Genomic DNA, 26,990 nt, shown 5'->3' on the forward strand with positions numbered 1-26,990 from the left:
CTCGTTCCCGCTCGTCTCGTGAACCCACCTCCGGAGGACCCTGTGGCGCAGAAGACCGTTCTCGAACTGGTCGACGACCTCGACGGCGGGCGGGCCGACGAGACCGTGACCTTCGCCCTCGACGGGGTCGAGTTCGTGATCGATCTCTCCGAGGAGAACGCCGCGCGCCTGCGGGACACGCTCGCCGAGTTCGTCGGCCACGCGCGGCGCACCGGCGGCCGCAAGCAGCGCGGCAAGGCGACCCCGGCGGCCAACGGCAAGCCGGACACCCAGGCGGTCCGCGAGTGGGCCCGCAGCCAGGGCGAGGAGGTCGCCGAGCGCGGCCGCGTCCCGCAGGCGCTGCTGACCAGGTTCCAGGAGGCGCACTCCTAGGGGAGTCGCTTCGCCGACGGGGTCGCCCAGGTGCCGAGCCGCCGCACGGCGAGCACCGGGTGCGGCTGGAGCGGTCCAAGTCGCGGCTCGCGCACCAACGCGCGGGCCGTGCGCTGGGCCACGCGCAGGGTGCCGGACAGGCCACGCAGCATCGCGGTCGCGACCGGGTCCGGGTACGGGCGGCGGCCGTACAGCTCGGTGGCCCAGCGTGGGAGCAGCGAGTACCCGAGGTGGCCCACCAGCGGCTCGTACACCGCAAGGCCGAGCGCGAGCGTGCCGCGTACCGGCGGGCGGTGCAGGAAGTCGTAGATCTCGTCGGCGTCCTCGGTCCGGCGCAGCTCCGGGCGCCGGTCCGCCAGGTAGCGGCGCATCGCGGCCACGTCGCCGGGGACCTCGTCGGGGTCGAGGCCGACCAGGGCGGCCGAGCGGCGCTGCTCGTCGAGGTAGCGGTCGGCGTGCGCGGCGGTCAGCGGGAACCCCGCCCGGCGGACCACCGCCAGGAACGACGACACCTCCGCGCAGTGCACCCACAGCAGCAGCTCCGGCTCGTCGACCCGGTACCGCTCGCCGGTCTCCCGGTCGGTGACCCGCAGCCGGCGGTGCACCTCGCGGACCGCGCGGGCCTCGCGCCTGGCCTCCTCGGTGGTGAGGTACGTGGTGGCGCCGACGAAGTTCGCGGTGCGGACCAGGCGGCCGAGCGGGTCGCCGCGGAAGTCGGAGTTCTGCACCACACCCGCGACCGCCCTCGGGTGCAGCGCCTGCAGGTACAGGCCGCGGATGCCGGCCAGCCACATCGCCGGCTCCGCGTGCAGCTGCCAGGTCACCGAGGACGGGCCGAACAGGCCATGGTCGGTCACAGCAGCGGCGGGACCATGGCCTCGATGACGTGCGGGCCGGGCTCCGCGAGCGCCTTGCCGAACTGGTCGGCCAGCTCCTCCGCGGTCGTCGCCCTGGTCGCGGGCACGCCCATGCCCTCCGACATCCGCACGAAGTCCAGGTCGGGGCCGGACAGGTCGAGCAGCTCGTTCGCCTTCGGGCCGGCGGCCTCCGCGCCGACCCGGGACAGCTCCATCCGCAGGATCGCGTAGGCGCGGTTGTTCAGCACCACCGTGGTCACGTCCGAGCCCTCGCGCGCCATCGTCCACAGCGACGACACCGTGTACATCGCGCTGCCGTCGGCCTGCAGGCACACCACCGGGCGGTCCGGGGCGGCGACGGCCGCGCCGAGGGCCACCGGCAGGCCCTGGCCGATCGCGCCGCCGGTGAGGGTCAGCACGTCGTGCCGTGGGGCGCCGGCGGTGGTCATCGGGATCATCAGGCCGGAGGTGTTCGCCTCGTCGGAGACGATCGCGCCCTCCGGGAGCAGGGCGCCGATCACCTCGGTCCAGTTCTGCGGGGTCAGCGGGCCGGACGGCAGCGCGGGGCGGGTGGCCTCCTGCCGGACCGGGTCGACGCCGGCGGCGACCTCGTCGGCCAGGTGCTCCAGCGCGCCGGTGCCGTCCTCGCCGAGCACGGACAGCACGTGCGTCTGGCAGCCGTCCGGAACCAGCTCGCTGGCCTTGCCCGGGTAGGCGAAGAACGACACCGGGGCCTTCGCGCCGACCAGGACCAGGTGCTTGACGTCGGTGAGCTGCCACTGGACCTGCTCGGCGAGGTAGCCGAGGCGCTCCACGTTCGGCAGGCCGGCGCCGCGCTCGATCCGGGCGGGGAACGTCTCGGCGAACAGCTTCGCGCCGGTGGCCGCGGCGATCCGGCTGGCGGCGACCAGGCCGCGATCGCGGGTGGTGCCGTGGCCGAGCAGCAGCACGGTCGGCTCGCCTGCGCGGACGACCTTGGCGATCTCGGCGATCCGGTCCTCGTCGACCGGGACCGGGGCGGGCGGGTCGGCCGGGGTGCCCGGCTCGCCGCCGTCGGCCCAGGACACGTCGGCGGGCAGCACCAGGTTCGCGACCTGGCCGGGGGCGGTGCGCGCGGCGGCGATCGCGGCGACGGCGTCGGCGCCCAGCTCGTCCGGGGACTTCGAGGTGCGGGTCCAGCCGCGCAGCCAGCCGGTCAGCGCGTCGATGTCCGACTCCAGCGGGGCGTCGAAGCCCTTGTGGTAGCGGGCGTGGTCGCCGATCACGTTGACGATCGGGGTGTGCGCGCGGCGGGCGTTGTGCAGGTTCGCCAGGCCGTTGGCCATGCCGGGGCCCAGGTGCAGCAGGGTGGCGGCCGGGCGGTCGGCCATCCGGGCGTAGCCGTCGGCGGCGCCGGTGACGGTGCCCTCGAACAGGCTCAGCACCGCGCGCATCTCCGGCACCGCGTCCAGCGCGGCCACGAAGTGCATCTCGGAGGTGCCCGGGTTGGCGAAGCACACGTCGACGCCGCCGTCGACCAGGGTGCGCAGCAGGGCCTGTGCGCCGTTCATCGGATAGTCCCCTCAGTCGAAGAGTACGCCGGGGTTGAGGATCCCCGTCGGGTCGAACGCCTGCTTGATCCGCCGCATCAGGGCGACCTTGTTCGGGTCCTCCAGCTCGAGGAAGTGCCGCTTCTTCTCGTGGCCGATGCCGTGCTCGCCGGAGATCGCGCCGCCGAGCCGCATGCCGGTGGCGAACAGCTCGTGCAGCACCTTGTGCCGCACCTCGGGATCCTTCTGGAACACCGCGAGGTGCACGTTGCCGTCGCCGGCGTGGCCGCAGCCGACCACCAGGGTCTGGTTGCCCTGGGCGATCTCCATGACGGCGGAGAAGAACTCGGGCAGCGCGGCCCTCGGCAGCACGGTGTCGATGATGTCGTCGGCGCCGGCGCCCTTCGCGGTGAAGAACGCCTTCTCGCGGGCGTCGATCAGCTTGCGCGCGGCCGGGCCGGGCAGCACGTAGGTGTCCAGCGAGCCCAGCTCGCCGAGCAGCGTGCCGACCGCCTCGACGTCCTGGTCGAGCCGCTCGGTCGCGTTGTTCTCCAGCATCACCACCAGGTAGGCCTGCGCGGTGTCGCGGATCTCGTCCGGCACGCCGAGCTGGAGCTGCGCGGTGTGGGTGATGGCGCCCATGGTGAGCGCGTCGATGTACTCGAGGATCAGTGGGCCGATGCCGCTGCCGACGACCCTGGGCACGGCGCGCGCGACGGTCGCCAGGTCGGGGAACGGGGCCAGCACGGTGGCCTGGTGGGACATCCTTGGCTGGAGCTTGAGCACCGCCTCGGTGACCAGCGCGAGGGTGCCCTCGGAGCCGACGATCAGCTGGGTCAGGTCGTAGCCGGTGCTGGCCTTGACGTACCTGCCGCCGGTGCGGATCACCTCGCCGGTGGGCAGCACCGCCTGCAGGCCGAGCACGTGGTGGCGGGTGACGCCGTACTTGACCGCGCGCATCCCGCCTGCGTTGGTGCCGACGTTGCCGCCGAGGCTCGAGGACAGCTCCCCCGGGTACACCGGGTAGACCAGGCCCTCGGCCTTGGTGCGCTCCTCCAGTTCGGCGAGGGTGACGCCGGGCTGGACCACGGCGACGTGGTTCTCGGTGTCGATCTCCAGCACGCGGTTCATCCGCTCGAACGACACCAGGACGCCGTCCGCGCGGGGGACGGCCGCGCCGGACAGGCCGGTGCCGCTGCCACGCGCGGTGACCGGGGTGCCGGTCTCGGCGGCCAGCGCGAGGATCGCGGCGACCTGCTCGGCGTCCGCCGGGCGCACCACGTGCGCCGGCCGGGCCGGCTCGGCGGTCAGCGTCTCGTCGTGGGTGTAGTCCTCGGCGACCGCGTCGCCGGAGGACACGTGCTCGGCGCCGACGATCTCACCGAGTCTCGTACCGAGGTCCGCCATCGGATTCCTCCCAGCTCTGCCCCTGGCGCCACAATAGTTGTTCCGATCACCGCGGCGACACGCCCGCCGGTGGGGTCGCGCCGCGCACCACGGCCGCGGCCAGCACGGCGAGCGCGGGCGCCAGCTGGATCCCGTAGCCGCCCTGGCCGGCGACGAACACGAACCCGGGGTGGTCGGGCCACGCACCGACCACCGGGGCGCGGTCGGCGGTGAACGTGCGCAGGCCGGCCCACGCGGTGTGCACCGACCGCAGGCCGAGCGTGGTGACCGCGTTGACCCGGTCCAGGGCGAGCGCGACGTCGAGTTCCTCCGGTCGGGCGTCGCACGGCTCGGTCGGGGTCTCGTCGGCCGGGGAGACCAGCACGCGGGTGCCCTCGGGGCGGAAGTAGAAGCGGTCGGCGGCGTCGGCGACCATCGGCCAGGCCGGGTCGACCGGGGTGGGGCCGGCGGCGAGCGCGACCGTGCGGCGCAGCGGGCGCAGGCCGGCGGCCGGCACGCCGGCCAGCGCGGCGACGGTGTCGGCCCAGGCCCCGGCGGCGTTCACGACGGTGCCGGCCAGGACGTCATCGGTGTCGAGGGTCGCGTGCCAGCCGGTGCCGTCGCGGCGCAGGGCGGTGAGCGGGCGGCCGGTGCGGATCCGGCCGCCGCGGGCACGCAGGCCGCGGACGTAGGCCTGGTGCAGGGCCATCACGTCGATGTCGGACCCGCTGGTGTCGTGCGCGGCGGCGACGACCTCGGCGAGCACCGGGCACAGGGTTCTTGCCTCGGCGGGGGTGACCGGGGTGGCGGGGAGGCCGGCCAGGTGGGTGGCGGCCTCGTCGTCGGCGGCGAGCCAGAGCACGTCGCGCGGGGTGAGCAGCGGCGGAGTGTCCAGCTCGGTCTCCAGCTCGCGGTAGCGGGCCGCGCTGGCGGCGGTCAGGTCGCGGACGACCGGGCCGCCGTAGCTGGGGGCGTAGACGGCGGCCGAGCGGCCGGTGGTGTGTGCCGCCAGGGTCGGCTCGGCCTCGGCGAGCAGCACCGACGCGTCGGCGGCCAGCTCGTAGGCGACGGACACGCCCGCCATGCCGCCGCCGATCACCAGGATGTCGACCCGCTCCATGGTGTCGAGGGTAATTCGGTTGCCGTGGCGGTTACCGTGGTCGGTATGGGTATGGCTGCGATGATAAAGAAGCGCCGTCGCTGACAGCGATGGCCTTCTGGTTCGCGTTCCGCGCTGACCCCGTCTGACGGGTCGGCTGTCGCTGTCTCCACGCACCTCCTGTTTCTCCTCGTGCCTGGAGCGGCTCTCCCATGCCTTCTTCCCGGCGGCCTCGTGCCGCCCATCTCCGCCCGTCCTCATCCGGGGTGCACCTGCTGTCCGGCCGGGTGGCCGACCGGCTCGTCCGCGACGCCGGACTCGGCCGGGACGACCTGGTGATCGACTTCGGTGCCGGCCCCGGGTCCATCACCGCCCCGCTGGCCGGCACCGGCTCGCGCGTGCTCGCCGTGGAGCGGGACGAGGCGTTCGTGCGCGCCCTGCGCCGACGCTTCGCCGACCAGCCGAGAGTGCGCGTGGTGCACGACGACCTGCGACGGGTCCGGTTGCCCGGGCGGGACTTCGCCGTGGTGGCGAGCATCCCGTTCGCCGTGACGACCCCGCTGCTGCGCCGGCTGCTCACCCCCGTGCCGAGCCGGCTCGCACGAGCCGACGTGGTGGTCGAGTGGGGCCTCGCCCGCCGGCTGACCGCCGCGCGGCCGAGGGACCTGGAGGCGGCGTGGTGGGCCGCGCGGTTCGACCTGCGGCTGGTGCGGCGGATCCCGGCGTCGTGTTTCACCCCGGCGCCCGGGGTGGACGCCGCGCACCTGTCGATCCGGCGCTCCCCTGTGGACAGGCGGACCCAGGCGGTCCTGTGGACGCTGCTGGGTGCGGTGTACCGGCGGCCGGACACGCCGGCCCGGCACGTGCTCGGCGACCTGGTCGCCCACCGGCTCGCGCACCGCGTGCTGCGCGCGCACGGCACCGACCCGGCCACGCCGGCCGGCGAGGTCCGGATCGGACACTGGACCGCGGTGGCGACCACTCTCGCCGGCGACCGTGCGGTCAGCCCGCCGCCGCTGCCCCGCGCGCTAGGTTCGGGGCATGGGCGAGTTCGAGATCGATGACGACCGGCGCCGGGTCGACCGGGACGTGCTGTGGGAGTTCATGTCCACTCAGGCCTACTGGGGCAGGTTCCGCGACCGCGCGATGGTGGAGCGGCAGCTGGACGGCGCGTGGCGGATCGTCGCGGCCTACCGCACGGACGACGGCGCCATGCTCGGGTTCGCGCGGGCCTTCTCCGACGGGGAGGCCGCGGCGTACCTGGCCGACGTGTTCGTGGTCGAGGAGGCACGGGGCAACGGTGTCGGCAAGGCGCTGGTGCGCGCGATGATCGAGGACGGGCCGGGCCGGCACTTCCGGTGGATGCTGCATACCGCCGACGCGCACGAGCTGTACCGCGGGTTCGGGTTCGCCGAGCCGGACGCCACGTACATGGAACGCCGCCGGCCGGTCACCGGGTCGTGAGCGCGGCCAGCTCGCGGCGCAGCTCGGTGGCGCTCGCGGCGAGGTGGTCGAGGAAGCGGGCCGGGGCGGGCGGCACCCGCTCGGCGGTCGCCGCGTACACCCGGCGCGGGGTCAGCTCCTCGGCGCGCAGGCGTTTCACCAGGACGTCCTGGCGCAGCGCGGTCGCGGCGAGGCCGGGCACGAGGGTGACGCCGAGGCCGGCGGCGACCAGGCCCTGCTTGGCGGTCCACTCGCCGACGACGTAGCGGACCGCCGGGCGGAACCCGGATCGCAGGCACGCACCGATCAGGGTGTCCTCGACCGCGGTGGAGCCGGCGATCCAGCTCTCCTCGGCCAGTTCGGTGAGCCGGATCGTGTGCCGCGCGGCGAGCCGGTGCCCGGTGGGCAGCGCGACCAGCGGCGGGTCGTCGAGCAGGTGGCGCAGCGCCAGTCCGTCAGGCGGGTTCGCGGTCTGGCCGGTCGGAACGGACAGCACCGCCACGTCCAGCTCGCCCGCGCGCAGCCGGGCCTCCTGGGTCGCGGACAGCCCGTCGGACAGGGACAGCTCGACCCTCGGGTGCGCGGCCCGGAACGCCGCCATCGCGCGTGGGACCAGAACCGCCTCGGCGGTGGCGAACGCGCCGATCCGCAGCCGGCCGCTGTCGACCTCGCGCAGCGCGGCGAGGTCCCGGCGGGCGGCGTCGAGCCGGTCGAGCACGGCGTCGGCGTGCCCGAGCAGGCAGCGGCCCTCGTCGGTGAGGCGAACGCCGCGCGGCACCCGGTCGAACAGGGTCGCGGCCACGTCCTCCTCCAGCGCGGCGATCTGCCGGGACACCGCGGACTGGGTGTAGCGCAGCGCGGCGGCGGCCGCGGTGAACGAGCCGCGCAGCGCCACCTCGCGGAACACGGTCAGGTGCGCGACGTCCACAACGGACTCCTTCCGGGAACGCATGGGAGCCATGCGAGACATTCGCTTGTCGCATGTCCTGGTCGAGCCTAGCGTCGCGGGCATGTCCACCGTCGCGTTTCTCGGCCTCGGCCACATGGGCAGCCGGATGGCCGCCCGGCTGGTCGCCGCCGGCCACGAGGTCACCACCTGGAACCGAACCCCGAGGCGGCTCGCCGGCGCGCGGGCCGCCACCACCCCGGCCGACGCGGTCGCCGGCGCGGAGTTCGTGCTGACCATGCTCACCGGCCCCGAAGCCGTCGAGGCGGTGCTGTTCGGGGACGACGGCGCCGCGCCGGCGATGACACCGCACGCGGTGCTCGTCGAGCTGTCCACGATCGGCCCGCGCGCGGTCGCCGCGATCGCGGCCCGGTTGCCGTGCCCGGTGGTGGACGCACCGGTCGGCGGCAGTATCGACCGGGCCGAGGCCGGCGAGCTGATCGTCCTCGCCGGCGGCGCGGAGTCCGATGTGGACCGGGTGGCGCCGGTGCTCGCGGCTCTCGGCGACGTGCGGCGCACCGGCGGGTCCGGCAGCGCGGCCGCCGCCAAGCTCGTGCTGAACGCCGCCATGGTCGGCGGGCTCGCACTGCTCGGCGAGGTCCGCGAGCTGGCCGCCGCGCTCGGCGTCGACCCGGAGCCGCTGCTCGGCACCGGCCCGCTCGCGATGGTGGCCGCCCGGGCCGGCGCGACCGGCGTCCACTTCGGCACCGAACTGGCCGTGAAGGACCTGGACCTGGCGATCCGTCACGGCGACCGCCTGCCGCTGCTGGCCGCCGCACGCGACCGAGCCGACACCCAGCCGACCGGCCAGGACGCCGGCGCGCTGGCCGACCCGAGGAGCACCCGATGACCACGTTCCACAATCCCCCGATCGCGCCGCCGCCGGCCGCCGCGTACTCCCAGCTCGCCGAGGTCGACCTGGGCGGGTGCCGGCTGCTGGTGCTGTCCGGGCAGGCCGCCCTCGCCGCCGACGGCACCGTGGTCGGCGGGGACGACATGGCGGCCCAGACCCGGTTCACCTTCGACGCCATCGGCGCGCTGCTCGCCGACCGGGGCGCCACGTTCGCCGACGTGGTCAACATCCGCAGCTACCTGACCGACCTGGACCGGCTGGCCGAGTACGGCGCCACCCGCCTGACCTACCTCGGCGACGCGCGACCGACCAGCACCACCGTCGAGGTGTCCCGGCTGTTCCGCCCCGGCCTGCTGCTGGAGGTCGACGTCACGGCCGTGCTGGGGTCACCGGCTCCAGGAACGGCGTGAGCAGGCCGGGCACCGCCTCCTCCGCGAGTCGCAGCCCCTCCTGCTCGCCGACGTCGCGCACGAAGAACCGGCCGTCGTTGGCCGCGGTCGTCGCGGCGATCGTGACCAGCCCGGACCGGCGCTGGAACGGCGAGCGGCGCACGTTCCACCCGATGATCCCGCCCCGGAGCAGGGCGACGGTGTGCCGGCTGCCGGCACCGTAGCGGGTGACCAGGTAGTCACCGGACAGGCCGTGGCCGAGGTTGCGGTAGTCGTCGAGCGCCAGCGCGATCGCCACCGGGGTCAGCACGAGCGCGGCGATCCACGCCAGGTGCAGCAGCACGGTGGTGAGCAGCAGGCCCAGCACCGCGAGCACGGCCGCGATCCCGAGCGCCGCGTACAGCGCCCAGGCGATCCGCCGGTTCCGCGCGGCCGTCGGGTGCGGCCGGATGTCCACGCCGGCCAGCGGGTCGGCCCGCAGCACGTCGACCGCGACGCGGCGGGCCAGCGCGATCGGCGCGGCCGGCATCAGGGTCTTGGGGTCGGTGTTGTCCTTGTCCGACCGGACCTTGAGGCCGGTGGCGACCACGTCGACCCGGGCGGCGCCGACCAGCCGGGCGCCCAGCGGCTCGAACACGTCCACCCCGCGCAGCCGACGCTGCTCCAGCGACAGCGAGCGGGTGGTGAACAGGCCGCGGCGGACCAGCAGGGTGCCGTTCTCCCGGGTCAGCCGGTAGCGCCACCACATCTCGACGAACAGGCCGAGCGACCCGACGACGCCGATCAGCACGCCGATGGCGACCAGCACGAGCACCAGCACCACGATCGAGGTGTTCGCGAACAGGTCCCCGACGTACTGGATCACCGAGTTCTGCACGCCGATCCAGTCCGACACCTGCATCACCGCGCCGAACGCGGCGGTGCCGAGGATCGGTGTGGTCACCCCGATCGGCGCGTACCGGATCCACGACCAGTCCAGCGTGGCGAGCGCCGGCCCGGTGTCCGGCTCGGTGGTCTCTCCGGCGGCGGGGGCGCGTTCGAGCAGTACCCGGCGCAGTTCCTCGGCCCGTGCGCGGCGCACCGGGTCCAGGGTGAGGTGGCTCTGCTGGCCGGTCACCTGCTGGCCGGTGCCGATCTTGACCTTGGTCAGCCCGAACATCCGCAGCAGCGGGTTGGCCACCAGGTCGACCGTGCGCACCCGGTCCCTCGGGATCGACCGCAGCGTGTGCAGCACCCAGGCGTAGCGCAGTTCCACCCGCTCGTCGGTGATCCGGTAGCGGGTGTGCCGCCAGCGCATCCAGTCGGCGACCGTGGCGAGCACGGTCAGCAGCACCACGCCGCCCCCGGAGATCAGCAGCACCGGTACGGGCGAGGTGCCGCCCCGCACGAACCCCGCGACGAACGGAACGGCGACCCCCGCCCCGAACCCGGCCACGGTGATCGCCGACGCCCACACCGTGTGCCGGTCCAGCTGCTCCCACCGTCCCGCCTCCCCGGATTTTCTACTTGTGGTCGCGGGGGACGGGACTGGTGCGGTTCCCCTCGGGTGCGGTTGGGAGCGGGGCGGTTCGGAGTGCGGCACAGGGGGTGTCACGTCGCGTCTCCGCGGTTGCTCCGGGTGGTCTCGGTCAGCCGCTCGACCAGTTCGGCGGCCAGCTCGTGGTCCAGGCCCTGGATCTTGAGCGGGCCGGCCGCCGACGCCGTGGTGACCGTGACGCTGGAGAGCCGGAACAGCTGCTCCAGCGGCCCGCGCGCGGTGTCCACGGTCTGGATCCGCGACATCGGCGCGATCCGCCACTCCTGCCACAGCCAGCCGGACCTGGTGTAGACGGCGTCCTCGGTGACCTCCCAGCGGTGCACCCGGTACCGCCAGAACGGCACCGCGATCCCGTACGGCACCCCGACGGCCAGGACGATCCCCATCGCCAGCAGCAGCCACGGCCGCGCCGGCCCGATCAGCAGCGCCAGCACGGCCAGGACCACCGCCGGCACCGCGACGGTCGCCAGCTCGTTGGTGAGCCAGTACGTGACCGCGCGCCGCTCCACCCGGTTGCGTGGCGGCCGAAGCCGAACCACCTCGTTCACTTGTCCTCCCCGAACGTGAATGGCTGACACGCTACGGACGGGCCGTGTGCCCCCGCGTCGCCCGGAAGAACGATCCCACTGGTCATTCCCTCGGTTGACCCCACTCGGCTATCTTCCCGACCCATGAGCCGCGCCGTGACCGTCGTCCTGCTGATCCTCGCCGCGCTGGTCGTGCCGACCGGCACCGCCGCGGCCGACCCGCTGTCCTGGCGGCTGACCGAGACCGGTACCGACGCGCAGCTGCGCGGGCTGTCGGCGGTGAGCCGGCACGTGGCGTGGGCCAGCGGCTCGGGCGGCACGGTGCTGCGCACGGTCGACGGCGGCCGCACCTGGACCGACGTCGGCCCGCCCGGCGCCGACGCCCTCGACTTCCGCGACATCGAGGCGTTCGACGCGCGGACCGCGGTGGCGCTGTCGATCGGCACCGGCGCGTCGTCCCGGGTCTACCGCACCACCGACGGCGGCGCCACCTGGACCGAGACGTTCCGCAACACCGAGGAGGCCGCGTTCTACAACTGCGCGGCGTTCTTCGACCGGCGGCACGGGCTGGTCGTCGGCGACCCGGTGGACGGGGAGTTCCGGGTGCTGTCCACATCGGACGGCGGGCGGTCCTGGCGGATGGTGCCGGGGGACGGCATCCCGGACGCGCTGCCCGGCGAGTACCAGTTCTCCGCGAGCGGCCAGTGCGTCACGGTGGCCGGCCGCGAGCACGCCTGGATCGCCACCGGCGGCTCGGACGCCGCGCGGGTGCTGCACTCCGCCGACCGGGGCCGCACCTGGACCGCGAGCGACACCCCGCTGGCGAGTGGGGAGAGCGCGGGCGTGTTCGCGGTCGCGTTCCGCGACCCACGGCAGGGCGTGGCGATCGGCGGCGACTACCTGGACCCGACCGCCGGCACGGACAACCTGGCACTGACCCGCGACGGCGGCGACACCTGGCGCGAGCCGGGGAACTCCCCCGCCGGCTACCGGTCCGCGGTCACCTACCACCCGTTCCTGCCCTCGGCGCTGATCGCGGTCGGCCCGACCGGCAGCGACCTGAGCCTGGACGGCGGCCGGCACTGGTGGCCGTTCGACGACGGCTCGTTCGACAGCGTCGACTGCGGCCGGGACGGCGCCTGCTGGGCCTCCGGCGAGCAGGGCCGGGTGGGAACCCTGCGAATCGGCTGATTCCGGGGCACCGGTCGCGGGCAGAATACGGCCCGTGATCACGGCACGCCGGCTGCTCGCCGGCATCGACGGACTCCCGTACGCGGCCCGGCAGCAGGAGCTGGCGAGCCACGCCCGCGCGCTGGCCGGCACCGCCGAGCTGGCGGCGTTGCTCGACGACCTGCACGGCCGCGGCGGCTTCGGCCCGCGGGTGGCGCTGCACCTGGCCCAGGTCGCCGGCGACACCGGCTACGTCGCCCGCTGTCTGACCGCCGAGCAGGGTGCCGTCGTCGCCCGCGCGCTGGTTCTCGCCGTGCGGCTGGAGCTGCCGCCGGCGACGCTGGTCGAGGCGCTGCCGGGGCTGTCGACGGCGCTGCGCCGGACGCTGTACCGGGAGGTGGGCCGGCGCCGGGCGAGCGCGGTGGCCGACGCACTGCTGCCGGCGGTGCTGGCCCGGTTCGGTGACGTCGAGGCCGCGGTGCTGCTGCCGGTGTGCGGCGCGGCCACGGTCGCCGCCCGACTGCCCGACCTGGAACACGCGGTCACCGGCTGGGGCCGGCTCGCCCAGCGGAACCCCACGCTGTTCCTGGACTGGCTCGACGACGAACTCGACCGCGCCGACCCCGCGCACCTGGTGCCGAGGGTGGCCAGGGGCATCGTCGCGTCGGCCAGGGTCGAGCCGGCGCGGGTGCTCGCGCTGCTGACCGGAGTGGCGCCGAGGACCCGGCTGCCGTCGACCTTGCGCGACGCGCTGACGCCGCTGGCCCGGCACGATCCGGCCGGAGTGCTGGCCGTGCTGCTCGACCCGCGCCGGCGGGGTGAGGTGCCCGACGGCCGCAAGCTGTGGCGGGCGGTGCTGGCACTGCCCGACGAGGACCTGGTCCGGTTCGGCCGCGCGCTCGAGCCCCACCGGTTCGCCCGGTTCCTGCGGGTGTTCCCGCCGGCGCGGCGGCCGGCGGTGTACGCGGGCGTGCTCGGCGACCGGGACCTGCCGGACTCGACGGTGCCGCTGGACGCGCTGGACCTGCTGCCGTCGGCGGCCAGGCACGCCGAGGCGGAGCGGCTGCTCGGCCGTCGCGAGGTCGCCGACGACCGGCACCTGAGGCTGGCGGTCACCGCCCGGCTGTCGTGGCCCGCGGCGCGGGAGACGCTGCGCGCGGAGACCCGGCGGCCGACCGCGGACGAGCGCGGCACGGGCTACCGGCTCCTGGTGGCCGCGGCGGCGGCGACCCGCGACCCGGAAACCGTCGGTGCCGTGCTCGGCTCGCTGGACCGGCTCGCCAACGAGCAGGACCCGGTGCGGCTGGAGGCGTTCGGCGCGCTGGCCGCGGTGCCGCCGTGGCTGTTCCGTCCCGACCAGGCACCGGACCTGCTCCGGCTGGTCACCGACGCGCTGGCGGCCAGGGACTGCTCCTGGCAGACCAGGGGCCGGGTGCGGACGCTGATCGACCGGCTCATCCGGCACGGCGCGCTGACCCGCCAGGTGGAGCTGGTCGAGGCCGGGCTGACGGCGCTCGGCCGGTTCGGCGAGGCGCACCAGTGGCTGAACCTGACCAAGCTCGACCACGAGCTGCCGCGCGGCGCCGAACACCTGGTCCTCGCGGCGCTGCGACCCCGGCTCACCGAGGACGCCCGGCACGGCCGGTTCCGGATCGCGCTGTCGCTGGCCGGCGGGCTCGGGCGGCGCGCGTGGCACCTCCCGGAGCTGCAGGAACTCGTCGGCCGCGCCAGGAAGGCCACCGACGACGTCACCGTGCGCAGGGCCATCGCCCTGTGGCTCGACCCGCCGGCGACCCGCGACGAGCGGCTGGCCGAGGTGTTCCACGACGACCGCTCCACCATCTCGCTCGACCCGGTGCGGAACGGGATCGGGCTGCGCCGCACCGACCTGGTGGACGAAGCGCTCGCCAAGCCCCTGCACGGGCGGTTCATCAAGCGCGGCATCCGGTACGTGCCGTACTTCGCCGGCTGCTTCGGCCGCTGGCTGCCCCGCCAGTGCGCGACCTACGCGGACCGGCTGGCCGCGGTCGCCGACCGGCGCGGCGTACAGGTCTGGGAGCGGGTGCCCGCGGTCGCCCGGCTGGGCCAGGTGCCCGGCACCGCGGACCGGCTGCGCGGCTACCTCGCCGACGCGGAGGTACCCGTCGTGGAAGCGGCGCTCGGCGCGCTGGCCTGGACCGACGTGCCGGCCGAGGCACTGGCCGACCTGCTCGCGCACGCCGACACCGACCGGGCGCGGGTCGCGGTGTACGCGGCGGCCCGGTGCGCCCGGTTCGTTCCGCCGGACCGGCTCCGCACCACCCTCGCGGCCGCGCTGGACAGCCGGAAGGTGACCTCCCGCAAGGAGGCCGTGCGGCTGCTGGCCGCCCACCACGCCCCGGACGTCGCCGGCCTGCTCACCGACGTGTGGCGGCGGCCGGACGAGCACCGCGACGTGCGCCGCGCCGTCGTGTGGGCGACCCGCTGGTGCCTGGACGACGAACGCGCGTGGACCGTGCTGGCGGAGGCGTCCCGGGCCGCGCCCGACGTCGCGACGTCGGTGCTCGACGTGGACCCGTACGCGATCGCCACTCGCCACCGCCCGCGCTACGCCACGCTGGTGCACGCCGTCGCCGACTCGCCGGACGCGGACACCGCCCGCCTCGGTTTGGCCGCGCTCGCCGCGTGGGCCCGCTGGGACGACGACGGCGCCGGCCTGCTGATCGGCCGGGTCACCGACCTGACCGGCACGGCCGCCTGGCGACCGGCGCTGACCGCGCTGGTCGCCGGCTGTGTGGCCGTCGAGGACCCGGCGCCGCTGGTCACGGCCGCCACCGCGCTGCTCGCGACCCCCGAACCGCCGGTCACCCCGGACCGCGACCTGCCGGTGCGGCAACGCCTGCTGGCCGTCGCGAACGCCGTCCAGGACGGCGCGGCGACCTCCGCCGTGCTGCGGGCCGCCGCCGCGAGCCTGGCCGACGTGCTGGCCGGGGACCCGACGCTGCGCCGGCCCGCGGTGGAGCTGGCGGTGGCGGCGGTCGGCCTGGACCGGACCGCCGAGGACGAGGCGCGGCTGTCGCGGGTCGCCGAGCTGGCCGACGAGACCGTGTGGGCGTGGCACGCGCACCACGCCCTGCACGCGCGGGTCCGGCGGCGGGCCGACCGGCTGCCACCGTCCTACCTGCACGGACTGGCCGCCGCGCTGGCCGGCGACGAGCACGCGCCGGCGGCCCAGCTGCTCGCGCTGGCCCTCGCGGAGGCCGACGGGTCGATGCGCGGCTGGACACCCGAGTGGCGGGAGCTGGTCACCGGCCTGCGCGAACACGGCCACCCGGACGTACGGGTGGCCGCCCGGGACGTGGTGACCGCCCGGGAATAGCGAACGGCGCCGGAAGTCCTCGGGACTCCCGGCGCCGTTCTCGAACTCGAGCTAGCTGAGCTCACCCTCCGGCACGCGCTCCTTCGGCGCCTCCGGAAGCTCAGGAGCTTCGGCGTCGTCGGAACTCGCGACCGAGGGCGGGGTGCCCTTGCCGCGCGGCAGCAGCAGCGCCGGCAGGAACGCCAGCGCCAGCAGGACCAGCGCCCACACGAACGTCGCCGAGTAGGCGTCGGCCATCGGCGGCGCGATGATCGCCTGCAGCTCCGGCGGCACGTCCTGCATGGACGTCGGCGCCGGCGCCTCGCCGCCCGGCTGCACGCCCAGCTGCGCCATGACCTCGGCGATCCGGCCCTTCATCTCGTCGAACAGGATCACCGACAGCATCGCGGTGCCGATCGAGGCGGCGACCTGCTGGATGATGTTCAGGCTGGTCGAGGCCCGCGCCACGTCCTGGGGACGCAGCGTCTTCAGCGCGATCGACATGATCGGCATCATCGACATGCCCATGCCGAAGCCCATCACGAACAGCGCGATCCCGATCGTCCAGTAGGAGGTGTCCGCACCCAGCTGGGTGAACACGAACATCGACCCGACGATGACCAGGATGCCCAGCTGCGCCGTGCGGGCCGCGTAACCGCGGTCCACGAGCATCCCGGCGAGCGGCATCATGATCATCGCGCCGATGCCCTGCGGGGCGATCAGCAGACCGGCGTTCAGCGCGCCCTCGGCCCGCACCTGCTGGAAGTACAGCGGGAACAGCAGCATCGCGCCGAAGAACGCCACGGTGAACAGCACCATGGTGACCATGGCGACCGAGAAGCCCCGGTCCCGGAACAGCTTCAGGTCGATCAGCGCGCCCTCGGTCCTGGCGGCGTGCCAGATGAACGTCGCCACCAGGATCGCGCCGATGCCCGCCGGCAGGTAGACCTCCGGGTGACCGAAGCCCTCGTTCGCCGGAACCTGCGCGAGGCCGTAGATCAGCGCGGCCAGACCGGGGGACAGCAGCACCAGGCCGACCACGTCGAGCTTCTCGGCCGGCCTCGGGTCGTCCGCCTCCAGGATCTTGGCGCCCATGGCCAGCGAGACCAGGCCGATCGGCACGTTGATGAAGAAGATCCAGCGCCAGGACACGTCGTCGACGAGCCAGCCGCCCAGGATCGGGCCGATGATCGGACCGAGCAGCATCGGCACACCGAGCACGGCCATCACCCGGCCGACCCGCTCCGGGCCGGCCGCCTTGGTCAGGATCGTCATGCCGAGCGGCATCAGCATGCCGCCGCCGAGGCCCTGCAGCACGCGGAACAGGATCAGCGACTCCGCCGACCACGCGGTGCCCGCGGCGGCCGAGCCGAGCATGAACAGGAACACCGCGGCCAGGTAGATCCGCTTGGTGCCGAACCGGTCGGCGGCCCAACCGGACAGCGGGATCACGGTGGCGAGCGCCAGGGTGTAGCCCGTGGCGACCCACTGCATCTGGTCCAGGGTGCTGTTGAACTCGACGATCAGGTGATCGAGCGCGACGTTCACCACGGTGATGTCGAGCATCGCCATGATCGCGCCGAGAATGACGACCGAGCCGATCATCAGGACCCGGCGGTCGAGCTTCAGGTCCCCCGCTGCCGGCGCCGCCCCCGCGGCGGGAGTCGGAGGTAGTGGTTCCATCAAAGCCTTATCCCCTTGCTTGGCATCTACATACAGCCCGTCGTGACCGGGTCCACGTTCCCCCGGGCGAGAATCGGCGCCAGCGCACGGGAGAGCCCCTCCCGTTCGTCGGCGCTCAGCGACTCGACGCACTCGCGAACCGCCGCGCGGTGGGCCTGCACACAGCCGGCCACGAACGCGCGGCCCTGCTCGGACAGGCGAACCCGCTTGACCCTGCGGTCCTGATCGTCCTCCCGGCGCGTGACCATCTCGGCCCGGCTCAGCGCCTGCACGGCGCGACCGGCGGTCGCCATTGACAGCGCGAGACGTTCGGCGAGTTCGTTGACGGCCAGTTCCTCCTGGCAGTCGGCTAGCACGAACAAGGTACGCAGTTGGGAGAATGACAGATCGAGTCCGGCGGCGACACCCAATATCTGCGCCTCGCCGCTCTTCTTCAGGTGCGACAGGAAACCGACGACATCGTCGGTCACGGACTCGACCGAGGACCCGATTGGTTTCACGCTTGCAATCATCGCAGTGGCGAAACTAACTGCAAGTAACTGTGAGCGGTAACTCAGTTCACGATCAGCGGAACTGGAGGCGACCTCTAGGTACTCTGTCGTGACAGATAGCGACGAGCGACGTTCTGCTCACTCGACGCACCCGGCTCCCAGGGCGCGATCCACGGACCGGTCCCCTCGCTCTGGTCCAGCACCCCGGCCTCCAGCCAGGCGTACCGGCCGTCGAGGGTGGCCGCGGCGAGGCGGCGGTCGGCGTCGTCGGTGTTCGCCCACAGGGAGACGAACAGTCGCTCCACCCGCAGCCGGGCCTGCCGGCAGAACACGTCGGCCAGCTCCGGCGCGCTCTCGCCCAGCATCTCGGCCCGCACGCACGCCGCGGACATCGCGAACAGCTCGGCGCCGATGTCCACGATCCGGCCGAGGAACCCCTGCCGCTGCTCCAGCGCGGCCTGCCAGCGGGCCATGCCGTAGAAGGTGGCGCGGGCGAGCTTGCGCGCGGTCCGCTCCACATAGCGCAGGTGCGCCGCGAGCGGGCCGAACTCGCGGTACGAGGTCGGCAGCTGACCCTTGCCGGTCACGAGCTGGGGCAGCCACCTGGCGTAGAACCCGCTGGCCTTGGCCGCGGCCCTGGCCTTGCGGCCGGCGTCGGCCTTGGGGTCGGCGAGGTCACCGGCGGCGGCGAGGTGCGCGTCGACGGCCTCGCGGGCGACCAGCAGCCGCATGATCTCGCTGGAGCCCTCGAAGATCCGGTTGATCCGCATGTCGCGGACCAGCTGCTCGACCGGCACGGCGCGCTCGCCCCGCGCGGCCAGCGACTCGGCCGTCTCGTAGCCGCGGCCGCCGCGGATCTGCACCAGCTCGTCGGCCACCTCCCAGGCCATCTCGCTGGCCCACAGCTTGGCCAGCGCCGCCTCGATCCGGATGTCCTTCGCGCCCTCGTCCTCGAGCTGAGCGGACAGCTCCAGCACGGACTCCAGCGCGAACGTGGTCGCGGCGAGGTAGGAGATCTTGTTGGCCACGGCCGCGTGCCTGCCGACCGGCCGCCCCCACTGCACCCGCTCGGCCGACCACTCGCGGGCGATCTTCAGCGCCCACTTCGACCCGGCCGTGCACATCGCGGGGATGGCGAGCCGGCCGGCGTTGAGCGTGGTCAGCGCGATCCGCAGCCCGTCGCCCTCGCGCCCGACGAGGTTGGCCCCGGGCACCCGCACCTGGTGCAGGCGCGTGACACCGTTCTCGATGCCGCGCAGACCCATGAACGCGTTTCGCCGCTCGACGGTGATGCCGGGCGCGTCGGCCTCGACCACGAACGCCGAGATGCCGCCGGGGGCGCGGGCCATGACGACGAGGAGTTCGGCCACGACCCCGTTCGTGGTCCACAGCTTCACCCCGTCGAGGAGGTAGTCGTCACCGTCCGGGGTGGCGGTGGCGGCCAGGCGCGCGGGGTCCGAGCCGACGTCCGGCTCGGTGAGCAGAAACGCGGAGATCGCGCCGCGTGCGCAGCGGGGCAGGAACTCACGCTTCTGCGCCTCGCTGCCGGCGAGCTTGAGCGGCTCGGGCACGCCGATCGACTGGTGCGCGGACAGCAGCGCACCCAGGCTCGGGTGCACGCTGCCCACGAGCATCAGCGCCCTGTTGTAGGCGGTCTGGGAGAGCCCGAGCCCGCCGTACTCGGCCGGGATCTTGATCCCGAAGCAGCCGAGGCCGGCCAGCCGGCGCACCCACTCGTCCGGGATCCGGTCCTCCCGCTCCACGACCCGCCCGTCCATCTCCGCGCAGGCCGCACGCAGCTGGCCGAGGAACTCCCGCGCCCGCGCCTCGCCCTCCGGCTCCGGCGTCGGATGCGGGTGGATCAGGTCGAGCCGGAACCGCCCGAGGAACAGCTCCTTCGCGAACGACGGCTTCGACCAGCCTGCCTCCCGCGCCTCCTCGGCCACGGCCCGCGCCTGCTCCTCGCTCACCTCCGGCCGCGCACCCACCACAACCACCACCTATCGCGAGTCGTACGTTCCCGTCGCGCGAGTCGTACCTTCCCGTTGCGTGGGCTGCGGCTACCCGTCGGTAGGCACGCCGAAACCCCGGCTGTCGGTGCCACGCGGCACAATGCCTCTCGTGACCGTGACTGCCACTCCGCCCTCCGTGTTCTCGCGCATCGCCGAGGAGCTCGACGTGGCCGAACGCCAGGTGCGTTCGGCCGTGGAGCTGCTCGACGGCGGGTCGACCGTCCCGTTCATCGCCCGGTACCGCAAGGAGGTCACCGGCGCCCTCGACGACGCCCAGCTCCGCACGCTCGAGGAACGCCTGCGCTACCTGCGCGAGCTGGAGGAGCGCCGCGCCGCCGTGCTCGAGTCGATCAACAGCCAGGGCAAGCTCACCGACGAGCTGACCAAGCAGATCGCGGCCGCCGACTCCAAGGCCCGCCTCGAGGACATCTACCTGCCCTACAAGCCCAAGCGCCGCACCAAGGCCCAGATCGCCCGCGAGGCAGGCCTCGAACCGCTCGCCGACGGCCTGCTCGGCGATCCGACCACCGACCCGCAGGCCGCGGCCGCGGTCTTCGTCGACGCCGACAAGGGCGTCGCCGACGCGCAGGCCGCGCTCGACGGCGCCCGCGCCATCCTGGTCGAGCGGTTCGGTGAGGACGCCGACCTGATCGGGTCGCTGCGCGAGCGCATGTGGGGTCACGGCCGCCTGGTCGCCAAGGTCCGCGACGGCAAGCAGGAGGCGGGCGCGAAGTTCGCCGACTACTTCGACTTCTCCGAGCCGTTCACCAAGCTCCCCTCCCACCGGATCCTCGCGATGTTCCGCGGGGAGAAGGAGGAGATGCTGGAGCTGACCCTCGACCCGCACGCCGAGGACGACCAGCCGCCCGGCCCGTCGGACTACGAGGTGGCGATCGCCGCCCGGTTCGGCATCGACGACCAGGGCCGCCCGGCCGACAAGTGGCTCGGCGACACCGTCCGCTGGGCCTGGCGCACCCGGATCCTCGTGCACCTCGGCATCGACCTGCGCACCCGGCTGCGCCAGGCAGCCGAGGACGAGGCGGTGCGGGTGTTCGCCGCGAACCTGCGTGACCTGCTGCTCGCCGCGCCGGCCGGCACCCGCGCCACGATGGGCCTCGACCCCGGCCTGCGCACCGGCGTGAAGGTCGCGGTCGTCGACGCCACCGGCAAGGTCGTCGCCACCGACACCATCTACCCGCACGCGCCGGCCAGGCGCTGGGACGAGTCGCTGGTCAAGCTGCACCAGCTGGCCAAGGCGCACGACGTCGACCTGATCGCGATCGGCAACGGCACCGCGTCCAGGGAGACCGACAAGCTCGCCGCCGAGCTGCTGGCGAAGGCGCCGGAGCTGAAGCTGACCAAGGTGATGGTGTCCGAGGCGGGCGCGTCGGTGTACTCGGCGTCGGCCTACGCCTCGCAGGAGCTGCCGGACCTGGACGTGTCGCTGCGCGGCGCGGTGTCCATCGCGCGGCGGCTGCAGGACCCGCTCGCGGAGCTGGTGAAGATCGACCCGAAGTCGATCGGGGTCGGGCAGTACCAGCACGACATCTCCGAGTCCAAGCTGTCCCGCTCGCTCGACGCGGTGGTCGAGGACTGTGTGAACGGCGTCGGCGTCGACCTCAACACCGCGTCCGTGCCGCTGCTGACCAGGGTGTCCGGCATCGGCTCCGCGCTGGCGGCGAACATCGTGGCGCACCGCGACGCCAACGGGCCGTTCCGGGCGCGCACCGCGCTCAAGGACGTGCCGAAGCTGGGGCCCAAGGCGTTCGAGCAGTGCGCGGGCTTCCTGCGCATCCCCGGCGGCGACGACCCGCTGGACTCCTCGTCGGTGCACCCGGAGGCGTACCCGGTGGTGCGCCGGATCGTGTCGTCGACCGGGCGGGAACTCGGCGACCTGATCGGCAACACGAAGGTGCTCACGGCGCTGTCGCCGGAGCAGTTCGTCGACGAGACGTTCGGCCTGCCGACGGTCACCGACATCCTGGCCGAGCTGGACAAGCCGGGCCGCGACCCGCGCCCGGCGTTCAAGACGGCCGCGTTCAACGACGCGGTGCACACCCTCAACGACCTCAAGGTGGGCATGGTCCTCGAGGGCGTGGTCACGAACGTGGCCGCGTTCGGCGCGTTCATCGACGTCGGCGTGCACTGCGACGGGCTCGCGCACGTGTCGCAGCTGTCCAGGAACTTCGTGAAGGACCCGCGCGAGGTGGTGAAGTCCGGCGACATCGTGCGGGCGAAGGTGCTGGAGGTCGACACCCAGCGCAAGCGGATCTCGCTCACCCTGCGGCTGGAGGAGGACACCACCGGCCGGGGCCGCCCGCAGTCCGAGGACCGGCGCGGCGGGCAGGGTGGTCAGCAGGGCGGCCAGCGGGGTGGTCAACGTGGCGGGGGCCAGCGCGGCGGCCAGCAGCGCCGGGGCGGCCAGCGTGACCAGGGTGGCGGCGGTGCGATGGCGGACGCGCTGCGCAAGGCCGGGTACGGGCGGCGCTGAGTTTGACCTGGAGCGCGGACCAGGACCTAGCGTCGGGGCCATGACGACTCCACAGCACAGGATCGGGTCGGGGTTCGGTGCCACGAGCACCGCGGACGAGGTGCTGGCCGGCATCGACCTGACCGGCCGGCTCGCGATCGTGACCGGGGGCTACTCCGGCCTCGGCCTGGAGACCACCCGCGCGCTCGCGGAGGCCGGCGCGCACGTGGTGGTGCCGGCCCGCCGGGTCGAGCAGGCCAGGGCGGCGGTCGGCGAGCTGGGCGAGGACCGGGTCGGGGACCGGGTCGAGATCGACGAGCTGGACCTCGGTGACCTGGCGAGCGTGCACGCGTTCGCCGACCGGTTCCTCGCCACCGGCCGCGACATCGACATCATGGTGAACAGCGCCGGCATCATGGCCTGCCCGGAGACCAGGGTCGGCCCGGGCTGGGAGGCCCAGTTCGCCACCAACCACCTCGGCCACTTCGCGCTGGTCAACCGGCTGTGGCCGCGGCTGGTCTCCGGTGGCGGCGCGCGGGTGGTCTCGGTGTCGTCGGCCGGGCACCGCCGCTCGGACATCCGCTGGGACGACCTCGCGTTCGAGCACGGCTACGACAAGTGGGCGGCGTACGGCCAGGCGAAGACCGCGAACGTCCTGTTCGCCGTCGAGCTGGACCGGTTGGGCGCCGACGCCGGGGTGCGGGCGTTCGCGCTGCATCCGGGCGGGATCCTCACCCCGCTGCAACGCCACCTGCCGACCGAGGAGATGGTCGCGCTGGGCTGGATCGACGAGAACGGCACCCCGCTGGTCCGGTTCAAGACCCCCGAGCAGGGCGCGGCCACCCAGACCTGGGCGGCCACCTCGCCCGCGCTGGCCGGGATGGGCGGGGTGTACCTGGAGGACTGCGAGGTCGCCGAGGTCGCCACCGACGACGCTCCCGGGGTGCGGCCGTACGCGGTCGACCCCGAGTCGGCGCGTCGGCTGTGGACGGTGTCCGCTTCACTCACCGGGGTTAACGCGTTCACTCGGTAGGTTGAAGGGCATGGGGAAGGTCTACGAGCGGATCGAGCCGCGGCTGCGGACGTTCATCGAGGAGCAGCCGGTGTTCTTCGTGGCGTCCGCGCCGCTGGCCGGCGACGGGCACGTCAACGTCTCGCCGAAGGGGCGGTCGGGCACGCTCGCCGTGCTCGACGACCTGACGGTGGCGTACCTGGACTTCGGCGGCAGCCACGCCGAGACCGTCGCGCACCTGCGGGAGAACGGGCGGATCACGCTCATGTGGTGCGCGTTCACCGGTCCGCCGAAGGTGCTGCGGGTGCACGGCCGGGGCGAGCCCGTCTTCCGCGACGACCCGCGCTGGCCGGACCTGATCCGGCACTTCGCCGAGGTCGACGGCCCTGGCGCGCGGTCCATCGTGCTGGTGCACGCGACGATGGTCAGCGACAGCTGCGGGTTCGCGGTGCCGTTCATGGACTACCGCGAGGAGCGCACGCAGCACGCGGAGCACTTCGGCCGCAAGTCGGAGCAGGAGTTCGCCGCGTACTGCGCGCGCAAGCCGTACAACGGCACGAGCATCGACGGCCTGCCCGCGATCCCGCTGCCGCTACCCGACCGGACGGCGTAGCCGGAACGCGACATAGGTGATCGTGGTGTCCTGCCTGGTCAGGTCCTCGGTGGCGAGCGTCTCCCGGTGGAACCCGTTCTCGGCGGCGACCCGGTACAGGTGGTCCAGGTCGCCGGAGGTGCCGAAGAACATCAGGATCCGGCCGTCCGGCGTGAGGTGGTCGCCGGCCTCGGTGAGGAACCGGGTCAGCGCGGCGTAGTTCTCGTCGGTCATGCTCGCCTCGAGCAGGTCGCGCGGGGCGAACCAGCGGAACGGCGGATCGAACACGATCAGGTCGAAACGGCCGTCGCCGGTGTTGGACGGGTCGCTCCGCGCATCCGCCGACTCGCCGACTTCCCTCGTCACGTGCTCGGTGCCGGCGCGCCTGCGCGCGCTCCTCGGTCCAGCCGGCGAACGCTCCGTCGCTCCCGCGACGGTGGAGAACACGTCGCTCTCGCGGAACGTGGTGCGGTCCGCGACGCCGTTGCGTTCGGCGTTGGCGACGGCCGAGGCGACCGCCGCCGGGTTGATGTCCACGCCGAGCACGTCGGTCGACCGGGACGCGGCCAGGATCGCGTTGACCCCGCACCCGGTGCCCAGGTCCAGCACGCGGTCGGTCTCCCGCACCTCGTCGAGCACCGCGCGGCCGAGCAGCCGCGACGCCTGCGCCGGCGGGAACACACCGGGCGGGACGACGAACGTGCGACCGAGGTACTCGACGGTCTCCTCGCCGAGCGCGTGGACGGACCGGTAGGCCGACTCGTGCCAGTCCCGGATCCGGCGTTCCTCCTCGGCGGACATGTTCGGCCGGTAGCTCACCGCGGGTCCCCTTTCGCCGTCCACGCGGCCCAAGGTCCCGCACGCGGCCGGTCGGCTCAACCGGGTTTTCAGCGGCGGATGCGCTCCATCTTCGGGTCCACCAGCGGCTCCTCGGCCACGGTCCCGGCCAGCCGCTCCCCGAAGTACTCCACCTCGACGCGCGTGCCTGGCACGGCCGACGCCGGCAGCCACGCGTACGCGATCGGCCTGCCGACGGTGTGCCCGAACGCCGCGCTGGTCACGTACCCCGCCGGCCGGCCGTCCAGGTACACCGGCTCCTTGCCGAGCACCACCGACTCCGGCTCGTCCATCGTCACGCAGGCCAGCCGCCGTTCCGGCGGACCGAGCGCCGCCAGCGCGTCCCGTCCGACGAACTCGCCCTTGTCCAGCTTCACCGCGAACCCGAGCCCCGCCTCGAACGGCGTGTGCTCGGTCGTCATGTCCACGCCCGCCAGCCGGTAGCCCTTCTCCAGGCGCAGGCTGTTGAACGCGGCCCGCCCACCGGCGACCACGCCGAGCCGCTGCCCGGCCGCCCACAGCGTGTCCCACAGCGCCAGCCCGTGCTCGGCCGACGTGTACAGCTCCCAGCCCAGCTCCCCCACGTACGACACCCGCAGCGCCACCACCGGCACGTGCCCCACGTAGGCCCGCGTCGCGCGGAAGTACCCGAGCGCCCCGTGCGAGAAGTCCTGCCTGGTCAGCGGCTGCACCAGCTCCCGCGCCAGCGGCCCCCACACCCCGACACAGCACGTGCCGCCGGTGATGTCCCGCACCGCGACGTCCGGCGGCGCGTGCCGGGTCAGCCAGTCCAGGTCGGCGTTGCCGTTCGCGCCGACCTGGAACCTCGCCGGCTCCAGCCGGGCCACGGTCAGGTCGCTGCGCACGCCGCCGGCGTGGTCGAGCAGCAGCGTGTAGGTGACCGACCCGACCCGCCTTGCCACGTTGTTCGTCGTCATCCGCTGCAGGAAGTCCAGCGCGCCCGGCCCGCTGACCTCCAGCCGCTTCAACGGGGTCATGTCGTAGAGCGCCACCCGCTCGCGGGTCGCCAGCGCCTCGGTCGCCGCGATCGGCGACCAGTACCGCGACGCCCACTCGCCGCGTTCGGGCACCTCGGCCGGCGGGTTCGCGGTGAACCAGTGCGGCCGCTCCCACCCGGACGCCTCCAGGAAGTACGCGCCGAGCTCCCGCTGCCTCGGATAGAACGGGCTCGTGCGCAACGGACGCGGCTCCGCCATCGGCTGCGACGGGTGCACCACGTCGTACACCTCGACGAAGTTCTGCGCGCCCCGCATCGCGGTGTACTCCGGGCCGAGCTGCACCTCCTCGAACCGGTATAGCTCGCACTCGTGCACGTCCACCGACGACCGGCCGTCCACGATGGACTCCGCGACCGCGCGGGCGACGCCGGCCGAGTGCGTCACCCACACCGCCTCGGCCACCCAGAACCCGGCCGTGTCGCGGGACTCGCCGATCAGCGGGAACCCGTCGGCGGTGAAGGAGAAGATGCCGTTGAACGCGTCCTCCACCTTGGACTCGCCGAGCGCGGGCAGCAGCTCGACCGAGTCCCGCCAGGACGGCGCGAAGTCCTCCTCGGTGAACGGCAGCATCGACGGCATCGCGTCGGTCTCGCCGTGCCGCGCGAACTCGTCGACCGGCATGGGGCGGTGCGCGTAGGAGCCGATGCCGATCCGGTCGCCGAGCTCGCGGTAGTACAGGTCGCGGTCCTGGTGGCGCAGGATCGGCGCGCTCGCCTCGACGGTGGCGCCGGCGAGCGCCGGCACCGGCGCGGTCACCGCGTACTGGTGCGCGAGCGGCTGCAGCGGGATCGTCAGCCCGACCAGGCGACCGACCTTCGGCCCCCAGAACCCGGCGCAGCAGACCACGACGTCGGCGGCGAACTCGTCGGTCGCGGTCACCACGCCGGTGACCCGGCCACCCTGGGTGCGGACCTCGACGACCTCCTGGTGGGCGAGGAACCGGGCGCCCCTGGCGGTGGCGCGCTCGGCCTGCGTCTCCCCCGCGGCGACCGCCTTCGCCAGCCCGTCGGTCGGCACGTGCAGGCCGCCGAGGACGCGGTCGCGGTCGAGCAGCGGGTGCATCGCCGCGCACTCGTCCGGGGTGCGCAGTGCCGAGGGCACGCCCCAGGACGTGGCCCAGCCGTGCTTGCGGTGCAGGTCGGCCCAGCGCTGCCGCGTGGTCGCCACCTCGAGCCCGCCGACCTGGGTGAACACGCCGAGCGCGGTGAACTTCTCCACCGTGTAGCGGGCGAAGTCGGTCATCGCCTTCGACGGGTTGGTCTGGAACACCAGCCCCGGCGCGTGCGAGCTGGAACCGCCGGTGGCGAACAGGGGGCCCTGCTCCAGCACCGTGACGTCGGTGCATCCGCGCGCGGTCAGTTCGTCGGCGACCCCGCACCCGACGATCCCGGCACCGATGATGACCACCCGAGGCAGTGCCATCGTTCCC

General features: G+C 73.9%; 22 protein-coding genes. 10 read left to right on the forward strand and 12 right to left on the reverse strand.

Annotated elements, in window-relative coordinates:
* Positions 1-42: 42 nt before the first annotated feature.
* Positions 43-372, forward strand: a complete 330-nt coding sequence (locus JT362_RS13720) for a histone-like nucleoid-structuring protein Lsr2 (protein WP_260191553.1) — start codon at positions 43-45, stop codon at positions 370-372.
* Here JT362_RS13720 and JT362_RS13725 read toward each other — a convergent pair.
* Genes JT362_RS13725 through JT362_RS13740 form a run of 4 tightly spaced genes read right to left on the reverse strand, consistent with a single transcriptional unit; the run spans position 369 to position 5,264 of the window.
* The gene (locus JT362_RS13725) at positions 369-1,229 is read right to left on the reverse strand and encodes an oxygenase MpaB family protein (protein WP_260191554.1); all 861 of its coding nucleotides are present in this window, start codon (positions 1,227-1,229) and stop codon (positions 369-371) included. The genes JT362_RS13720 and JT362_RS13725 overlap by 4 nt on opposite strands.
* On the reverse strand, positions 1,226-2,779 hold the full coding sequence (locus JT362_RS13730) for an acetolactate synthase large subunit (protein ID WP_260191555.1): 1,554 nt from the start codon (positions 2,777-2,779) through the stop codon (positions 1,226-1,228). The genes JT362_RS13725 and JT362_RS13730 overlap by 4 nt, the downstream gene beginning before the upstream one ends.
* A 12-nt stretch (positions 2,780-2,791) precedes the next feature.
* A complete protein-coding gene (locus JT362_RS13735) occupies positions 2,792-4,165 on the reverse strand; it encodes an FAD-binding oxidoreductase (RefSeq protein WP_260191556.1) in 1,374 nt (457 codons plus the stop codon).
* Positions 4,166-4,211: 46 nt separating this feature from the next.
* The gene (locus JT362_RS13740; RefSeq protein WP_260191557.1) at positions 4,212-5,264 is read right to left on the reverse strand and encodes an NAD(P)/FAD-dependent oxidoreductase; all 1,053 of its coding nucleotides are present in this window, start codon (positions 5,262-5,264) and stop codon (positions 4,212-4,214) included.
* 245 nt (positions 5,265-5,509) lie between these two features.
* On the opposite strand from JT362_RS13740, the gene JT362_RS13745 reads away from it, so the two are divergent.
* Together JT362_RS13745 and JT362_RS13750 are read left to right on the forward strand one after the other, a co-directional pair.
* A complete protein-coding gene (locus JT362_RS13745; RefSeq protein ID WP_260191558.1) occupies positions 5,510-6,307 on the forward strand; it encodes a 23S rRNA (adenine(2058)-N(6))-methyltransferase Erm(C) in 798 nt (265 codons plus the stop codon).
* Positions 6,285-6,707, forward strand: coding sequence for a GNAT family N-acetyltransferase (locus tag JT362_RS13750; RefSeq protein WP_260191559.1), 423 nt, complete (start codon positions 6,285-6,287; stop codon positions 6,705-6,707). The genes JT362_RS13745 and JT362_RS13750 overlap by 23 nt, the downstream gene beginning before the upstream one ends.
* On the opposite strand, the gene JT362_RS13755 is transcribed toward JT362_RS13750, so the two are convergent.
* Positions 6,694-7,638 carry a LysR family transcriptional regulator gene (locus JT362_RS13755; RefSeq protein WP_260191560.1) on the reverse strand — a complete coding sequence of 315 codons (945 nt, stop codon included), beginning with the start codon at positions 7,636-7,638 and terminating at the stop codon, positions 6,694-6,696. The two genes, JT362_RS13750 and JT362_RS13755, sit on opposite strands and share 14 nt — an antisense overlap.
* 58 nt (positions 7,639-7,696) lie before the next feature.
* On the opposite strand from JT362_RS13755, the gene JT362_RS13760 reads away from it, so the two are divergent.
* Positions 7,697-8,482 (forward strand): NAD(P)-dependent oxidoreductase, encoded by a 786-nt coding sequence (locus JT362_RS13760; RefSeq protein WP_260191561.1) that lies wholly within the window; start codon positions 7,697-7,699, stop codon positions 8,480-8,482.
* Complete coding sequence (locus JT362_RS13765; protein ID WP_260191562.1) at positions 8,479-8,895, forward strand: RidA family protein; 417 nt, start codon at positions 8,479-8,481, stop codon at positions 8,893-8,895. The genes JT362_RS13760 and JT362_RS13765 overlap by 4 nt, the downstream gene beginning before the upstream one ends.
* Here JT362_RS13765 and JT362_RS13770 read toward each other — a convergent pair.
* Together JT362_RS13770 and JT362_RS13775 are read right to left on the reverse strand one after the other, a co-directional pair.
* Positions 8,855-10,468, reverse strand: coding sequence for a PH domain-containing protein (locus tag JT362_RS13770; RefSeq protein WP_260191563.1), 1,614 nt, complete (start codon positions 10,466-10,468; stop codon positions 8,855-8,857). The two genes, JT362_RS13765 and JT362_RS13770, sit on opposite strands and share 41 nt — an antisense overlap.
* Entirely contained in the window at positions 10,465-10,959 is a 495-nt protein-coding gene (locus JT362_RS13775) for a PH domain-containing protein (protein WP_375546493.1), read from the reverse strand. The genes JT362_RS13770 and JT362_RS13775 overlap by 4 nt, the downstream gene beginning before the upstream one ends.
* Positions 10,960-11,082: 123 nt before the next feature.
* On the opposite strand from JT362_RS13775, the gene JT362_RS13780 reads away from it, so the two are divergent.
* The gene (locus JT362_RS13780; protein ID WP_260191564.1) at positions 11,083-12,129 is read left to right on the forward strand and encodes a WD40/YVTN/BNR-like repeat-containing protein; all 1,047 of its coding nucleotides are present in this window, start codon (positions 11,083-11,085) and stop codon (positions 12,127-12,129) included.
* Positions 12,130-12,163: 34 nt separating this feature from the next.
* Positions 12,164-15,466, forward strand: a complete 3,303-nt coding sequence (locus tag JT362_RS13785) for a hypothetical protein (protein ID WP_260191565.1) — start codon at positions 12,164-12,166, stop codon at positions 15,464-15,466.
* Positions 15,467-15,517: 51 nt separating this feature from the next.
* Here the strand turns inward: JT362_RS13785 and JT362_RS13790 are convergent, their stop codons facing one another.
* The 3 genes from JT362_RS13790 to JT362_RS13800 all read right to left on the reverse strand — a co-directional run bounded on the left by JT362_RS13790 (position 15,518) and on the right by JT362_RS13800 (position 19,607).
* Complete coding sequence (locus JT362_RS13790; protein ID WP_260191566.1) at positions 15,518-17,128, reverse strand: DHA2 family efflux MFS transporter permease subunit; 1,611 nt, start codon at positions 17,126-17,128, stop codon at positions 15,518-15,520.
* Between the two features lie 26 nt (positions 17,129-17,154).
* On the reverse strand, positions 17,155-17,598 hold the full coding sequence (locus JT362_RS13795) for a MarR family winged helix-turn-helix transcriptional regulator (RefSeq protein WP_260191567.1): 444 nt from the start codon (positions 17,596-17,598) through the stop codon (positions 17,155-17,157).
* Positions 17,599-17,714: 116 nt separating this feature from the next.
* Positions 17,715-19,607: an acyl-CoA dehydrogenase family protein gene (locus tag JT362_RS13800; RefSeq protein ID WP_260191568.1), complete on the reverse strand. Its 1,893-nt coding sequence runs from the start codon at positions 19,605-19,607 to the stop codon at positions 17,715-17,717.
* Positions 19,608-19,740: 133 nt separating this feature from the next.
* On the opposite strand from JT362_RS13800, the gene JT362_RS13805 reads away from it, so the two are divergent.
* The 3 genes from JT362_RS13805 to JT362_RS13815 are packed head-to-tail and all read left to right on the forward strand — an operon-like array spanning position 19,741 to position 23,726.
* Positions 19,741-22,122 (forward strand): Tex family protein, encoded by a 2,382-nt coding sequence (locus JT362_RS13805; RefSeq protein WP_260191569.1) that lies wholly within the window; start codon positions 19,741-19,743, stop codon positions 22,120-22,122.
* Between the two features lie 40 nt (positions 22,123-22,162).
* A complete protein-coding gene (locus tag JT362_RS13810) occupies positions 22,163-23,134 on the forward strand; it encodes an SDR family NAD(P)-dependent oxidoreductase (RefSeq protein WP_260191570.1) in 972 nt (323 codons plus the stop codon).
* A 10-nt stretch (positions 23,135-23,144) separates the two neighbouring features.
* On the forward strand, positions 23,145-23,726 hold the full coding sequence (locus JT362_RS13815) for a pyridoxamine 5'-phosphate oxidase family protein (protein ID WP_260191571.1): 582 nt from the start codon (positions 23,145-23,147) through the stop codon (positions 23,724-23,726).
* Here the strand turns inward: JT362_RS13815 and JT362_RS13820 are convergent.
* Both JT362_RS13820 and JT362_RS13825 read right to left on the reverse strand, forming a co-directional pair.
* Complete coding sequence (locus tag JT362_RS13820) at positions 23,706-24,548, reverse strand: methyltransferase (RefSeq protein ID WP_260191572.1); 843 nt, start codon at positions 24,546-24,548, stop codon at positions 23,706-23,708. The two genes, JT362_RS13815 and JT362_RS13820, sit on opposite strands and share 21 nt — an antisense overlap.
* Positions 24,549-24,592: 44 nt before the next feature.
* Positions 24,593-26,983, reverse strand: a complete 2,391-nt coding sequence (locus JT362_RS13825) for a GcvT family protein (protein ID WP_260191573.1) — start codon at positions 26,981-26,983, stop codon at positions 24,593-24,595.
* Positions 26,984-26,990 lie beyond the last annotated feature (7 nt).

The organism is Actinophytocola gossypii, assembly GCF_025165815.1.
Classification (GTDB): domain Bacteria; phylum Actinomycetota; class Actinomycetes; order Mycobacteriales; family Pseudonocardiaceae; genus Actinophytocola; species Actinophytocola gossypii.